The sequence below is a fragment of the Nocardia seriolae NBRC 15557 genome, assembly GCF_007990715.1.
GTDB lineage: Bacteria > Actinomycetota > Actinomycetes > Mycobacteriales > Mycobacteriaceae > Nocardia > Nocardia seriolae.
Map to the genome: position 1 here is coordinate 1 of NZ_BJWY01000073.1, position 13,512 is coordinate 13,512.

The following is a 13,512-nucleotide window of genomic DNA, read 5'->3' on the forward strand; positions in this document are numbered from 1 at the left end:
GGACACTAGAAGCAAGAAAGTTACGATCATGCGTAGAGCAACGGCGCTCTTCGCCGCATTACTGTTGGCTATCCTCTTTTCCACCATGACGCACCTGACGGCCGCGACCGCCAAAGCCGATGACTGCACCGGTGATTGGTCGATCGGCATCGGCGGACTCGGCGACAACAACTCGTCGGTCTTCTCGGCCTTCGTGAATCAGCCCGTCGGATACAACTCCGCCGACCCGATGTCGGGGTTGAACGAACTCAACAGGCTGTTCTGGCAGCACCGCGACGAATGCCCCGGCGACCACATCAAGTTGATCGGGCACAGTGAAGGCGCGGGCCTCGTGCACGCCTGGGTCACCGCACACCAGGACGCCGATAACGCGAATGCCATTCTGCTGTCGGATCCCAAGCGGGCTCCGGGCCCGGGCTGGGGCGGACTGTCCTCGACTCCCGGCAACGGGATCATCGGCTATCCGCTCGCGGGTGTGGACGACTGGTTCGGCGGCTTCCCGGTACTGTCGGTGTGCAACCACGACGACCAGATCTGCGACACTTCGGCCGGCTGGTGGGGTTACCTCTTCGGGGGAGCGCATTCTCGTTACGATTTCAATGTCTGGGACTACGGCGACTGGGATTCCGGAGTCTGGTACCGGTAAATCGAGTGATTCGAAGGGGATCAGTAGCCGAAAGGCTCTGGTCCCCTTTGGCTGAACCCGTGCCCCATCGAAGAGCACACGGCCGAACCGTTGAAGGTGATCTGGCAGGTGGCACCGGCGTAGGTGATGAAGAACTGCGGGTCGTGCCCGCTGACCTGGGTGAGGGCGGCCAATCCGGGATTGCCGCCGGGCAGCGTGTGGCTGCCGTTGGAGGCCCACTGCGGATGCGCGGGCACCGCGGTCGAATCGATGACTATGGCAGGAACATTCGGAATAGGCACCTGCGCTCCGGCGTAGAGCACATTCATGACCGCGGCCGGGGTGGTGAGATCGCAACCCACCACGCCGTCGGATCCGATCGAGCAGTTCCAGCCGCCGAGCGCGAAATACACGGTATCGCCGACCTGTGCGGGACCGGTGGCCGCATCGGCGTTCGCCCCTCCCGCACCCGACAAAGCGGCAACAATCCCGAGAATTCCCCCGCAAACCCATGCGGTAGTGACTTCTGCTGTCCTGGACACGGCATCTCCCTGATGCACAAGCGAGCTTTCAGGCCAATCCGGCCATAGGGAAAACGTATCACTTTACGGCGCAAAGACCGCCGTTCTGTCGAGGGGTCTTACATAATTGGTTCAGACTTTCAGCCCGTTTCGGGTGACATACACGGCGTGGAAGCCGATGAGAGCCGCGAGTACGGCCGGCCATTGCAGCGTCGTGGCGAGCGGAACCGCGTCCAGGGGAAGGGAATAGGCGAGTGAAATGCGAATAACCGCGTCGAGGGTGAAACCGATACCCCAGACCGCGGTCAGGACGCGCAAGTGGTAGCGAAAGCGAGAATCGCTGTCCCAGCGGGCATCCCATTCGCGATAGCCGGCCTCGCCGATCTTCACGGTGACAATGGTGCGGGCCATACCGCGCATCATCGGGTGGGAAGTGAACAGGGTGGCCAGGATCCACAGGCCGATTGCGGCGAACAGCCAGCTGTCACGCACCAGCAGGGTGCGCGGGTCGCCGGTGACCAGCGAGACGACCGTGCCGACGGCGAGCATGGTCAGAGTGAACAGGGCGACGGCGTCCACCCGGCGGCGGCGCAGGGCGTCATAGACGAGGAACGGCAGGGTGAGCAGCGCCGGGGCGACCAGCGCGACCCACGGATCGACGCCCGCGGCGCGCAGTCCGTAGTACGCGCCGATCGGCAGGAGTAGTTCCAGGATCACCTGGCGCGCAACGTGTCTGCGCAGGGTGTCGCCGGGAGTCGTGTGGTGCGCCATGGTCAGGCGTCCTTCCGGGTGGCGCGGTCGAACAGTTCGGCGAGTTCGCGGGCGGTGGCGTCGGTGTCGAAGCCGGGATCGACGGCGGCGCGGGCGATGGCGGCATCGAGGGAACCGCGGATGGCCATGACCATGACCGCCGGATCGAAGTCGCGGAAGACGCCGCCGCGCTGGCCTGCCCGCAGGATCTCGGCCTGGGCGGCCGCCGTCGCGCCCAGCTGGTCGACGAGCCCGAACAGGTGCGGGTCGTCGGTGGTGGCGTTGGCGGCGATATTCGACAGGGCCCGCATGTGTTTGGGGTACGTGGCGACCAGGGCCAGATTGGCGGCGAAGTAGGCGCGCATGCGGGCGCGGTAGCCCGCCTCGGCATCGAGCCTCGCGACCACGGATTCGCCCGCGGTCGCCATGATGCGGGTGACCACCTCGCGGATCAGATCGCCCTTGCCGCGGAAGTGGTAGGAGATCATGCCGGTGCTGGAGAGCCCGGCCTGCTTGGCGATCTTCGCGAACGACGCGTTGGCATAGCCCTGATCGGCGATCACCTCGATGGCCGCTTCGACGATCTGTGCGCGCCGGGCCAGTTCGGTGAAGGTCCGTTCCTGCCCTTGCTTGCCCGAGTCGATTCTTGCTTGCATGAGCACAAAATTAGCCGCTTTTGCTCAACCGAGCAAGAGGTGAGCGGCCCGTCCGTAAGCCGAAAGTGTTAGCCGGTCGTGTGCCGTCGTCTGATGGTTCGGGCCGCGGGGCGCGGGATCGTCGAAGGCGACACGGCGGCGCGGCGGGCGTCGCCCCTCCGGAGAGGTAGGCACGATGATTCAGGCACGCGGGCTCGGCAAGTGCTACGGACAGGTGCCGGCGGTAGACAATCTGTCCTTCGACGTGCGGCCGGGGTTGGTGACCGGCTTCCTCGGGCCGAACGGCGCGGGCAAGTCGACGACCATGCGGCTCATGCTCGGACTCGACCACGGCAGCGGCCGGACCCTGTTCGACGGGCAGACCTACGCCGAACTCACCGACCCGCTGCGCTCGGTCGGCGTGATGCTGGATGCTCGCTCGGTGCATCCCAAGCGCACCGCCATCGGGCATCTGCGCATGATCGCGGCCGGGGCGGGGATCGGCGAAGGGCGGGTCGAAGACGTGCTCGGGATGGTAGGGCTCGCCGATGTGGCCGGACGGCGCGCCGGTGGCTTCAGCCTCGGCATGCAGCAGCGGCTGGGTCTGGCGGCGGCGCTACTGGGTGATCCGGCCACGCTGATCCTCGACGAGCCCGCCAACGGGCTGGACCCGGAGGGTGTGCGCTGGCTGCGAGACCTGCTCAAAGGTCTTGCGCGCCAGGGTCGCACCGTCTTCGTGTCCTCGCACCTGCTCAACGAGATGGCGCACCTGGCGGATTCGCTGGTCGTCATCGGCGGGGGCCGCTTGCTCGCCGCCGAATCGGTGGCCGAGTTCGTGTCCCGCAACTCCGCCTCGCGCATCGTGGCCCGCACCGACCGGCCGCAGGCGCTCGCGGACATGCTGAGCGGCAACGGTTTCCAGGTCCGGGTCGCACCCGACGGCGCGGTCGTGATCGACGGCGAGGACCGCCAGCGGGTGGCCGTGCTCGCCATGCAGGCGGGCCTGCTGGTCACCGAACTGAGCCAGGCCCACACCAGCCTCGAGGACGCCTTCTTCCAGGCGACCGCCGACGCCGCCCGGTACCGCGGCCCCGCCGCCTGATACCCGACGACACCGATAAGGAATTCCCCTCATGATCAACGCGATTCGCTACGAGCTGACCCGGCTCGCCACTCTGCGATCCACCTGGGCGCTGCCCGCCATCGGCCTGGCTGTGCAGGCACTGATCGCCTACCTTTCCGCGGCGCGCACCTACGCGACGCCCACCGAGCAGTTCGAGGCGTCGGTCCGCGAACTGCCGCTGATGGTGGCGGCACTGTTCGCGGCGGCCGTCGCGGTGAACGCCTTCGGGCACGAATACCGTTACGGCACCATCACCACCACCATGCTCACCGTGCGTCGCCCGGTCCGGGTGATGGCGGCCAAGGCGCTGACCGTCGGCGGACTGGGCGCGCTGTACGGCGTCGCGCTGGCCGGAGTCACGGTCCTGGTGCAGGGCCTGGTCTCGATGCTGCCCTCCGGAACCTCGCATCTGGCATACGCTTTCGCGGGCATGCCGGTGTACGTGACGCTGGCCGCGCTCGCGGGCCTCGGGGTCGCCGCTCTCACCCGCAATGCGACCGTGGCCATGGTCGCGGCCATCGGGTTCCCGACCGTGGTGGAGACCGGCGCGGTGCTGGCCGGGGCCAGCCCCAAGCTGATGCCGTACCTGTCCGCCGGGCAGCTGGCGGCCCCCGGCGCGGGGAACCCGATGCTGCTGGTGCTGCCGCTCGCCGCGCTGGCCGCCGGTTTGCTGGCCGCCGGAGTCGTGCTGCTCGCGCGTCGTGACGTGTGACGATGGCCATGCGACTAGGGTTGCCGGGGTGAGCATGACGCGGCGGATCGGAGGTGTGGTCCTCGATGTCGTGCTCGCCGCGGTCTTCGGCTGGGTCGGGTTCTCCGAGGTGCACACCTCTTCGATCGTTCTGCTGCCCGCGGCGGCGGGGCCGCCGGTCGCCATCGCGGCGGGTATCGCCCTGCTGCTGCGGCGTTATCGGCCGCTGCTCGTGGTGGTGGCCGCGGCGCTCGCCACGGCTCTGGTCGGTGCCATGGCCCCGATGCTGCTGGCGCTCTACACCGTGGCCCGCCGCTACGGCAATCGCCGCACGACGTGGCTGGCCGCCGCGGGCGCGCTGTTCGCGGGGGTCATGCCCTGGGGTACCGGTAGCTGGTTGAGCTTGTTCGTGTATCGCGGCGCGATTGTGGCGCTGGTGCTCGCGGTGCCGCTGCTGCTGGGCCTGTGGGGCCAATCAGCGCGCGGAAACCCTGGCCGCGCTGCGGGAGCGGGCCGAGCAGGCCGAGCGGGAACGCGACCTGCTGGCCGCCGCGGCCGTGGAGGCCGAACGGCTGCGCATCGCCGGTGAGCTGCACGATATTGTGGCGCACCGGATTTCGCAGATCACCGTGCTGGCCGGGGCGCTGGAGGTGTCCGCCGAGGGCAAACCGGCCGAGATCGCGGGGACGATTCGCACCACCGGGTCGAGGGCACTGACCGAGATGCGGGAGCTGCTGGGACTGCTGCGTTCCGCCGAAGATGCTCCGGCACAGGGCGATTCGAGCGCTGCTGGATCCGTCGGCACCGGTACGGGCGGGGAGCACGCACCATTGCGGCCCGCCCCGGATCTGGGTGCCATCGCCGAACTCGTCGCTCACGCCGTGGCGGCGGGCCAGCGGATCGACCTGACGCTGCCCGACCCGCTGCCCGAGACCTCCGGCCCGGTCGGCCGTGCCGCCTATCGAATCGTCCAGGAGGCGTTGACCAATGCCGCCAAGCACGCGGCGGGCGCGGAGGTGCGTGCCGCGCTCACCGTCGTCGACGGGGTCCTGAACGTCGATGTGCGCAATGGCCGCGGCGAGCACACCCCGCTGGCCGCACAGGGCTCCGGTTTCGGCCTGCTCGGCATGCGCAAGCGGGTCGAACTCGCCGGTGGCAGCCTGCATTCCGGTCCGCTGGCCGGTGGCGGCTACGTGGTGCACGCGACCTTCCCGCTCACCGAGCCGGGAGCGGCGGACGAATGATGATGCGGTGAAGGAGGTTTCGTGATCCGGGTGGTGCTGCTCGACGACGAGGAGCTGGTGCGCTCCGGCATATCGATGATCCTGGAGGCGGGCGGCGGCATCGAAGTCGTCGCCCAGGACGGTGACGGGCGCGCCATCGTGGAGCTCGTCCACCGGCATCGCCCCGACGTGGTGGTCACCGATATTCGCATGCCGCACGTCGACGGCCTCGAGGTCACCCGCCGGGTGCGCGCCCTGCCCGATCCGCCCGCCGTCGTGGTGCTGACCACCTTCGGCCTGGACGAATACGTCTATGCCGCACTCGATGCCGGGGCGGCGGGCTTCCTGCTCAAGGACACCCCACCGCGCGAGCTCGCGCGCGCGGTCGAGGTGGTGGCGGCCGGTGACGCCATTCTCGCGCCCGCCATCACCAAACGCATGCTCACCGCCTTCACCCGGGGGCCGGGATCCCAGCAGCCCGACGCGCTGGCCCGGCTCGAACAGCTCACCGAGCGCGAGCGCGAGGTGGCGCTGGCGGTGGCCACCGGGGCCGGCAATGCCGAGATCGCGCGGACGCTGCACATGAGCGAATCCACGGTGAAGGTGCACATCAGCCGCATCATCGCCAAGCTCGGGCTCGAAAACCGCACCCAGGTCGCGATTCTGGTGCTGCGTGCCGGCCTGGCCTGATGGCCTTACAGACTGGTCGGCCGGAGTTTTCCGCGTTGGCCTGCGCTGCGGGCCGGATCCGCGCACACTGGGCTCCTGGCAAACACCGTGTGAGGGCGGTGTTTTCACTCGGGAGCATGCATGACCGAAACCCAGCCTCGATCCGATGACGACGAACGGCGGCTCGCCGAACTCGGTTACAAACAGGAATTGGCGCGATCCTGGTCCGGATTCTCCAATTTCGCCATCAGTTTCACGATTGTCTCCATTCTGACCGGCGGTCTGGCCAGCTACGGGATCGGCCTGCAGAACGGCGGCCCGATCACCATGGCGTGGGGCTGGCCGCTGGTCTCGGTCATGGTGTTGTTCGTCGGGCTGGCCATGGCCGAATTGGCCTCGGCCTACCCGACTTCCGGCGGCCTGTACTGGTGGGCCGCCGAGCTGGGCGGGCCGGTATGGGGCTGGTTCACCGGCTGGTTCAACCTGATCGGGCAGATCGCGGTGACCGCGGCCATCGATTACGGTGCGGCGATCTTCACCACGGTGGTGCTCAATGTGATCGGCTGGGATATCGGCACCGATCGCAATGCCATCTTCATGGTCTTCGCCGGGATCATCGTGTTGCACGCGGTGCTCAATGTCATCGGCCCGCACCTGTCGGCGGTCATCAACAATGTGTCGGCCTGGTGGCACGTGATCGGTGTCGCGATCTTCGTGCTGGTACTCGGCTTCGGGGCGAATCACCATCAGAGCATCGGGTTCGTCTTCACCAAGACCGTGGACAACAGCGCAGTCGGATTCGGTGGGGTGGCCTTCAGTTTCCTGCTCGGATTGCTGCACGCGCAGTACACGTTCACCGGCTACGACGCCTCGGCGCACATGTCGGAGGAGACCCACGACGCCTCCCGGATGGAGGCCAAGGGGATCATCAACACCATTGTGGTATCGGCCATCGCGGGCTATCTGCTGATCCTGGCGGTGACCTTCGCGATTCCCAATCTCGACGACTCGCTGGATCCGACGAAGAACAGCGGCTACCCGGTCATCTACATCCTCCAGAATTCACTGAATTCGTTCTGGTCGGGATTCCTGCTGATCATCGCCGCGGTCGCCCAGTTGTTCTGCGGCTATGCCTCGGTCACGGCGGCCTCGCGCATGCTGTTCGCGTTCGCGCGCGACGGCGCGGTGCCCGGATCGAAGCTGTGGGCGGCGCTGTCGGCGCGGAAGGTACCGGTGCACGCGGTGCTGTTCGTCTCGGTGTTCGCGTTCGTGCTGTTGATCCCGTCCATGCTGGTGCCCGAGGCCAATGCGCCGACCGCCTACGCCGCCGCGACCTCGGTGGCCACCATCGGACTGTATATCGCCTACGGCATCCCGGTGCTGCTGCGCTTGCGCCACGGCGACCGATTCCAGAACGGGCCTTGGCAATTGGGCCGCTGGTATCGCCCGGTGGGGATCATCACGCTGGTCTGGATCGTGGTCATCAGCGTGCTGTTCATCCTGCCCACCGATGACCACGGCTATCCGTGGGTGGACGGATTCACCTGGAACTCGGTCAATTACGCGCCGATCACCCTGGTCGGCGTGGTCGGGGCGATCACTGTCTGGTGGCTGGTGTCCGCGCGGCACTGGTTCACCGGTCCCAAGCGGACCGTCGAGGAGCCGTCGGGAGCCGAAACCCCCTTCGGCTCCTGACGATTCACCGCGGGGTTACCGATTCACAGCGGGGTGACATAGGCCCCGGAGATGCCGCCGTCCACCAGGAACTGCGAGGCGGTGATGAAGGAGGAATCGTCGCTGGCGAGGAAGGCCACGGCGGCGGCGATCTCCTCCGGCTCGGCGAAGCGGCCGGTGGGGATGTGCACCAGCCGACGCGCGGCGCGCTCGGGATCCTTGGCGAACAGCTCCTGCAGCAGGGGAGTGTTGACCGGTCCCGGGCACAGCGCGTTGACGCGAATACCCTGGCGCGCGAACTGGACTCCGAGCTCACGGCTCATGGCCAGTACGCCGCCCTTGGAGGCGGTGTAGGAGATCTGCGAGGTGGCCGCGCCCATGACCGCGACGAAGGACGCGGTATTGATCACCGAGCCCTTGCCGCGATCGAGCATGTGCTCGATCGCGTATTTGCTGCACAGGTAGACCGAGGTCAGATTGACCTCCTGCACCCGCTTCCACGCCTCGAGGCCGGTGGGGAGGATCGAATCGTCCTCCGGCGGTGAGATTCCCGCGTTGTTGAACGCGATGTCGAGGCCGCCGTAGGTGTCGACGGCGGTCTGGCACATGGCCCGCACCTGTGCCTCGTCGGTCACGTCCATCTTCACGTACAGGCCGCCGACCGCGGCCGCGGCGGCCTCGCCGGAGGTGGCGTCGATATCGGCGACAACGACTTTCGCGCCTTCCTGGGCGAAGCGGCGGACGGTGGCCAGCCCGATGCCGCTGCCGCCGCCGGTGACGACCGCTACTCGATCCTGTAAGCGCTGCAACGTATCTCCTTCGATCGGATGGGGTGGTCTGCTCGGTGGCAAGGGGCGTCTACTCGGTGGCGAGGAAGACGTTCTTGGTTTCGGTGAAGGCGCGCGCGGCGTCGGGTCCGAGCTCGCGACCCAGCCCGGACTGCTTGAAACCGCCGAACGGGGTCCAATACCGCACCGACGAATGCGAATTCACCGACAGGTTCCCGGCCTCGACGCCGCGGGCCACCCGCAGCGCGCGGCCGACATCGGAGGTCCAGATCGACCCGGACAGGCCGTATTCGGTGGCATTGGCCAGGTGCAGGGCCTCGGCCTCGTCGTCGAAGGGCTGGACCGTCACCACCGGACCGAAGACCTCCTCGGTCAGCACCCGGTCCTCGGGACCCGAGGGCAGCACCACCGTTGGCGCGAACCAGAATCCGGGACCGTCGGGGCGGGAACCGGTGAACGCCACCTTGGTCGAGGGCTCCAGGAATCCGGCCACCCGATCGCGGTGGGCGGCCGAGATGAGCGGGCCCATCTCGGTGCCCGCGTCGGAGGGATCCCCGACCACCACGCCCTGCACGGCGGGCTCGAGCAGTTCCAGGAAGCGGTCGAAGGCGCTGCGCTGCACCAGGATCCGGGAGCGGGCGCAGCAGTCCTGACCGGCATTGTCGAAGACGCCGTAGGGTGCGGTGGCGGCGGCGCGTTCGAGATCGGCGTCGGCGAACACGATATTGGCGCTCTTGCCGCCCAATTCGAGGGTCACCCGCTTCACCTGCTCTGCGCAACCGGCCATGATCTGCTTGCCGACCTCGGTGGAACCGGTGAACACCACCTTGCGCACGGCCGGATGGGTGACGAAGCGCGCCCCGACCACCGAGCCCTTGCCGGGGATGACCTGGAAGACGTGTTCGGGCAGTCCGGCTTCCAGCGCGAGCTCGCCGAGCCGGATGGCGGTCAGCGGGGTGAGTTCGGCCGGTTTGAGCACCACGGTGTTCCCGGCGGCCAGCGCGGGCCCGAAGCCCCAGGCCGCGATGGGCATGGGGAAGTTCCACGGCACGATGACGCCGACCACTCCGAGCGGCTCGCAGAAGGTGATGTCGACGCCGCCGGAGACCGGAATCTGATTGCCCAGCAGGCGTTCCGGCATCCCGGCGCTGAAGTGCAGGACGTCGCGGACATTGCCCGCCTCCCAGCGGGCATTGCCGATGGTGTGGCCCGCATTGCTCACCTCGAGCCGGGCCAGCTGCTCGATCTCGGCGTCGACGGCCTCGGCGAAGCGCCGCAGCAGCCGGGCGCGGTCGCCGGGCGCGACGGCCCGCCAGCCCGCGAAGGCCCGCTGGGCGCGGGCGATGGCCTCGTCGGTCGCGGTCGCGTCCGCGGATTCGATGGTGGCCACCACCTTTTCGGTGGCCGGATTCACCACGTCGGTCGTTGTCACCGGTTGCGCTCCTCTCCATACTGTGCCGCCCGCTCGACCAGGGCCCGCATGAGGCGGGAATCGGTGGCGTTCTCCTCCGGATGCCATTGCACGCCCAACAGGAACGGGCCCGCGCGGGTCTCGGCCGCCTCGATGGTGCCGTCCGGGGCGTGAGCGGTGGCGGTGAGCGCGCGGGCGAGGGTGTCGATGGCTTGATGGTGGTGGCAGTGCGCCTTCACCTCCGAGCCCACGATGGCCGCCACCCGGCTGCCGGGCACGGTCGTGACCGTGGTGATCGTGAAAGTGCCGGGCGTGCGGTTGTGTTCGGTGTGCCCGAGCACGTCGGGCAGGTGCTGGTGCAGGGTGCCGCCGAGGGCGGCGTTCACCAATTGCAGTCCGCGGCAGATGGCCAGCACGGGCACGCCCGCATCGTGCGCCAGCTCGAACAGGCCGAACTCGGACTCGTCGCGGTCGGGGCGCAGGCCCTTGGTGGCGGGGTGTGCGGGCGCGCCGTAGCGGGCCGGATCCAGGTCCGCGCCGCCGGTCAGGACCAGGCCGTCGAGGCGGTCGACGAGTTCTGGGCGCGGAGTTCCGCTGGGTGGTAACAGGACCGGGATGCCGCCCGCGCGCTCGGTCAGGTCGATGTAGGTGCGGGCCAGGACCGCGGCGTGGACATCCCAGTGGCCGAAGCGGGTGCGTTCGGAGTAGGTGGGCAGGCCGATGATCGGCCGGCGGGCGGGGTCAGAGTCGTTCGAAGCCACGTACCCGCTCCCAGTCGGTGACTGCCGCGTCGAAGGCGTCCAGTTCCACCTGCGCGGCATTGCGGTAGTGGCGCACCACCTCCGGGCCGAACGCCTTCTGCGCGATCTTGCTGTCCCCGAACAGCTGCGCGGCCTCGCGCAGGGTGTGCGGGACGCGCGGGCGGTGGGAACGGTAGGCGTTGCCGTGGAATTCCGGTTCCAGGGGCAGGTGCTGCTCGATGCCGTGCAGCCCGGCGGCGATGGCCGCCGCGACGGCCAGGTAGGGGTTCACGTCCCCGCCCGGAATCCGGTTCTCCAGCCGCAGCGACGGTCCGTGGCCGACGGTCCGCAGCGCGCAGGTGCGGTTGTCGCGGCCCCACGCCAGGGCGGTGGGTGCGAAGCTGCCCGCCTGGAAGCGCTTGTAGAAGTTGATGTTCGGGGCGAGGAAGTAGGTCAGCTCGCGCAGGCAGTCCAGCTGCCCGGCGATGAAGTGCCGCATCACCGACGAGGGCCCGTCGCCGTCGGCGAAGACCGGCTCGCCCGCGGCATTGCGCAGGCTGATGTGGATGTGGCAGGAATTGCCTTCCCGCTCATTGTATTTCGCCATGAAGGTGAGGCTGCGACCCTCCTGGGCGGCGATCTCCTTGGCCCCGGTCTTGTAGATGCTGTGATTGTCACAGGTGACCAGCGCCTGGTCGTAGCGGAACGCGATCTCGTGCTGGCCCGGATTGCATTCGCCCTTGGCGGACTCGACATACATTCCCGCCCCGGCCATTTCGGTGCGGATGCGCCGCAGCAGCGGCTCGATCCGCCCGGTCCCGAGCATGGAGTAGTCCACGTTGTACTGGTTGGCCGGTGTCAGATCCCGGTACCCGCCGCGGAACGCGGCCTCGTAGGTGTCGTCGAAGACCAGGAACTCGAGTTCGGTGCCGACGTAGGCGTGTAACCCGTGCTCGGCCAGCCGATCCAGCTGCGCGCGCAGCACCTGCCGGGGTGAGGCGGCCACCGGCGTCCCGGGCGAGTCCACCTGCTCCACATCGCAGAGCACCAGCGCCGTGCCGGGCCACCACGGCACCATCCGCAGCGTGGTGAGGTCCGGCCTCAGCACGAAGTCCCCGTACCCCGTCTCCCACGACGACATCTCGTATCCCTCGACGGTCGTCATCTCCACATCGACCGCCAGCAGATAGTTGCAGGCCTCCGTCGCCTGATCCAGCACCTCCTCCACGAAATACCGTGCCGAACAACGCTTCCCCTGCAACCGCCCCTGCATGTCGGTCATGGCGACCAGCACGGTGTCCACCGTCCCCGCCTCGACCCGCCCGACCAACTCCGCCACGCTCAACATCCCGGCCCGCATCACGACCCCTCTCGACGTTCAACGTGCCCACGCTAAGCGAACCGTGCCCCCGCGCGTGCCCGTTTACTCGAGGAGATCATCCGCGTGTCCCGCCACGGCCCGCTTCGGTTACCGTCCGGGCATGGCAGGTTCCGGGAAATCGTTCGACGGGGGTCCGCGCGGGGCGGGGGTCTATGTGATCACCGGGATTCAAGCGTCGGGGAAATCGACTGTGGCGCAGGCGCTTGCGGAGCGGTTCGCGCGGTCGGCGCATGTGCGGGGTGACGCCTTCCGGCGGTTCGTCGTCGGCGGGCGGGAGGAGATGTCGCCGGATCCGAGTGCCGGGGCGGTCGCGCAGCTGAAGCTGCGGCACCGGTTGGCCGCGCAGGTCGCCGACGGGTATGCGGCGGCGGGGTTCACGGCGGTGGTGCAGGACGTCGTGCTCGGCGAGATGCTGCCCTATCTGATCGGGGAGATCCGCACCGACCCACTGTATGTCGTGGTGCTCGCGCCGGATCCGGCGGTGGTCGAGCGGCGCGAGGCCGGGCGCGCCAAGAACGCCTACGGGACCTTCACGGTCGCCGATCTCGATGCCGGGCTGCGGGAAACCACGCCGCGGCTGGGGCTTTGGCTCGACAGCTCGGAACTCACCGTCGCGGAGACCGTCGAGGCGATTCTCCGGCGGGCCGAGCCGGTCGGGCGGTGAGCGGGCCGGTCGGGCGGTGAGTGCGGGCGCACGCCGTGATCGAACGATGCCGGGCATCGGACGAACGCGGCGTGCGGCATCCCTCGCGGTGGGTCAGCTGCAGGCGGGGGAGGTCTGGTTGCCCAGGGAGAGCATGTTGCAGATCCAGTCCTTCTGGACCTTCCACTTGCCGTCCTCGGCCACGAACGGGACGACGGCCTTCTGCGGCTGGCCGCCGCTGAGGGCGAAGTCCGCGTCGGCGGTGAGGGTGCCGTTGCCCAGGTCGGTGACGTTGGTGACGGTCACGGTGGCGTTGGCCTGCTTGTAGAAGTCGGTCAGGCGCTGGGGCAGATTGGGGTCGGCGGACACGCCCTGGAGCAGGTCGATCTTCTGCTCGTTGGGGGTGGCCGGGTCCAGACCCATCTGCAGCTGCGCGTTGAGATCGGCCGCGGTCGGGACGGGCGGGTAGTTGCTCTGGGCCGCCGCGGCCTTGGCGCTGGTGGTCTTGGCGGCGGTCGCCTTGGTGGTGCCCGGCTTGTCCCCGCTGCCGCACGCGGACAAGCCGAGGGCGGTCACGACGGCCAGCGTGGCGATCGCGACACGTCCGAACTTCTGATGCGTATTCACGACCGGGACGC

Annotated in this window: 16 protein-coding genes; 8 read left to right on the plus strand and 8 right to left on the minus strand. The window is 68.4% G+C overall.

Annotation, left to right across the window (positions count from 1 at the left end):
• Positions 1-85 precede the first annotated feature (85 nt).
• Entirely contained in the window at positions 86-646 is a 561-nt protein-coding gene (locus tag NS2_RS21515; RefSeq protein WP_052086686.1) for a cutinase family protein, read from the plus strand.
• Between the two features lie 20 nt (positions 647-666).
• Here the strand turns inward: NS2_RS21515 and NS2_RS21520 are convergent, their stop codons facing one another.
• The 3 genes from NS2_RS21520 to NS2_RS21530 all read right to left on the minus strand — a co-directional run bounded on the left by NS2_RS21520 (position 667) and on the right by NS2_RS21530 (position 2,552).
• On the minus strand, positions 667-1,101 hold the full coding sequence (locus NS2_RS21520; RefSeq protein WP_033089107.1) for a hypothetical protein: 435 nt from the start codon (positions 1,099-1,101) through the stop codon (positions 667-669).
• A 177-nt stretch (positions 1,102-1,278) separates the two neighbouring features.
• On the minus strand, positions 1,279-1,917 hold the full coding sequence (locus NS2_RS21525; RefSeq protein WP_033089106.1) for a VC0807 family protein: 639 nt from the start codon (positions 1,915-1,917) through the stop codon (positions 1,279-1,281).
• Between the two features lie 2 nt (positions 1,918-1,919).
• Positions 1,920-2,552, minus strand: coding sequence for a TetR/AcrR family transcriptional regulator (locus NS2_RS21530; RefSeq protein ID WP_033089105.1), 633 nt, complete (start codon positions 2,550-2,552; stop codon positions 1,920-1,922).
• Between the two features lie 175 nt (positions 2,553-2,727).
• On the opposite strand from NS2_RS21530, the gene NS2_RS21535 reads away from it, so the two are divergent.
• The 6 genes from NS2_RS21535 (at position 2,728) to NS2_RS21555 (ending at position 7,932) form a co-directional block, all read left to right on the plus strand.
• The gene (locus NS2_RS21535; protein ID WP_033089104.1) at positions 2,728-3,633 is read left to right on the plus strand and encodes an ATP-binding cassette domain-containing protein; all 906 of its coding nucleotides are present in this window, start codon (positions 2,728-2,730) and stop codon (positions 3,631-3,633) included.
• A 31-nt stretch (positions 3,634-3,664) separates the two neighbouring features.
• Positions 3,665-4,366, plus strand: coding sequence for an ABC transporter permease (locus NS2_RS21540; protein ID WP_071344026.1), 702 nt, complete (start codon positions 3,665-3,667; stop codon positions 4,364-4,366).
• A 28-nt stretch (positions 4,367-4,394) separates the two neighbouring features.
• Positions 4,395-4,934 carry a hypothetical protein gene (locus NS2_RS37685; protein WP_196223710.1) on the plus strand — a complete coding sequence of 180 codons (540 nt, stop codon included), beginning with the start codon at positions 4,395-4,397 and terminating at the stop codon, positions 4,932-4,934.
• A gap of 13 nt (positions 4,935-4,947) precedes the next feature.
• Positions 4,948-5,589, plus strand: coding sequence for a sensor histidine kinase (locus NS2_RS21545; RefSeq protein ID WP_231993065.1), 642 nt, complete (start codon positions 4,948-4,950; stop codon positions 5,587-5,589).
• A 21-nt stretch (positions 5,590-5,610) separates the two neighbouring features.
• Positions 5,611-6,258: a response regulator gene (locus NS2_RS21550; protein WP_033089103.1), complete on the plus strand. Its 648-nt coding sequence runs from the start codon at positions 5,611-5,613 to the stop codon at positions 6,256-6,258.
• Between the two features lie 120 nt (positions 6,259-6,378).
• Positions 6,379-7,932 (plus strand): amino acid permease, encoded by a 1,554-nt coding sequence (locus NS2_RS21555; protein ID WP_033089102.1) that lies wholly within the window; start codon positions 6,379-6,381, stop codon positions 7,930-7,932.
• 23 nt (positions 7,933-7,955) lie between these two features.
• Here the strand turns inward: NS2_RS21555 and NS2_RS21560 are convergent, their stop codons facing one another.
• Genes NS2_RS21560 through NS2_RS21575 form a run of 4 tightly spaced genes read right to left on the minus strand, consistent with a single transcriptional unit; the run spans position 7,956 to position 12,198 of the window.
• Positions 7,956-8,735, minus strand: coding sequence for a 3-oxoacyl-ACP reductase (locus NS2_RS21560; RefSeq protein ID WP_370737304.1), 780 nt, complete (start codon positions 8,733-8,735; stop codon positions 7,956-7,958).
• 34 nt (positions 8,736-8,769) lie between these two features.
• Complete coding sequence (locus tag NS2_RS21565; RefSeq protein WP_033089100.1) at positions 8,770-10,131, minus strand: aldehyde dehydrogenase family protein; 1,362 nt, start codon at positions 10,129-10,131, stop codon at positions 8,770-8,772.
• Complete coding sequence (locus tag NS2_RS21570) at positions 10,128-10,871, minus strand: gamma-glutamyl-gamma-aminobutyrate hydrolase family protein (protein WP_033089099.1); 744 nt, start codon at positions 10,869-10,871, stop codon at positions 10,128-10,130. The genes NS2_RS21565 and NS2_RS21570 overlap by 4 nt, the downstream gene beginning before the upstream one ends.
• Positions 10,852-12,198: a glutamine synthetase family protein gene (locus tag NS2_RS21575; protein WP_172416832.1), complete on the minus strand. Its 1,347-nt coding sequence runs from the start codon at positions 12,196-12,198 to the stop codon at positions 10,852-10,854. The genes NS2_RS21570 and NS2_RS21575 overlap by 20 nt, the downstream gene beginning before the upstream one ends.
• 133 nt (positions 12,199-12,331) lie before the next feature.
• Between NS2_RS21575 and NS2_RS21580 the strand changes: the two genes are divergently transcribed.
• Positions 12,332-12,895, plus strand: a complete 564-nt coding sequence (locus NS2_RS21580) for an AAA family ATPase (protein WP_045438373.1) — start codon at positions 12,332-12,334, stop codon at positions 12,893-12,895.
• Between the two features lie 93 nt (positions 12,896-12,988).
• On the opposite strand, the gene NS2_RS21585 is transcribed toward NS2_RS21580, so the two are convergent.
• Positions 12,989-13,501: a WKL family lipoprotein gene (locus NS2_RS21585; RefSeq protein WP_033089097.1), complete on the minus strand. Its 513-nt coding sequence runs from the start codon at positions 13,499-13,501 to the stop codon at positions 12,989-12,991.
• Positions 13,502-13,512: the final 11 nt, after the last annotated feature.

Coding starts and splice junctions, on each gene's coding strand:
- NS2_RS21555 (WP_033089102.1), top strand. CDS start 6,379: ATGACCGAAACCCAGCCTCGATCCGATGACGACGAACGGCGGCTCGCC.
- NS2_RS21535 (WP_033089104.1), top strand. CDS start 2,728: ATGATTCAGGCACGCGGGCTCGGCAAGTGCTACGGACAGGTGCCGGCG.
- NS2_RS21515 (WP_052086686.1), top strand. CDS start 86: ATGACGCACCTGACGGCCGCGACCGCCAAAGCCGATGACTGCACCGGT.
- NS2_RS21530 (WP_033089105.1), bottom strand. CDS start 2,552: ATGCAAGCAAGAATCGACTCGGGCAAGCAAGGGCAGGAACGGACCTTC.
- NS2_RS21580 (WP_045438373.1), top strand. CDS start 12,332: ATGGCAGGTTCCGGGAAATCGTTCGACGGGGGTCCGCGCGGGGCGGGG.
- NS2_RS21540 (WP_071344026.1), top strand. CDS start 3,665: ATGATCAACGCGATTCGCTACGAGCTGACCCGGCTCGCCACTCTGCGA.
- NS2_RS21575 (WP_172416832.1), bottom strand. CDS start 12,198: ATGTTGAGCGTGGCGGAGTTGGTCGGGCGGGTCGAGGCGGGGACGGTG.
- NS2_RS21525 (WP_033089106.1), bottom strand. CDS start 1,917: ATGGCGCACCACACGACTCCCGGCGACACCCTGCGCAGACACGTTGCG.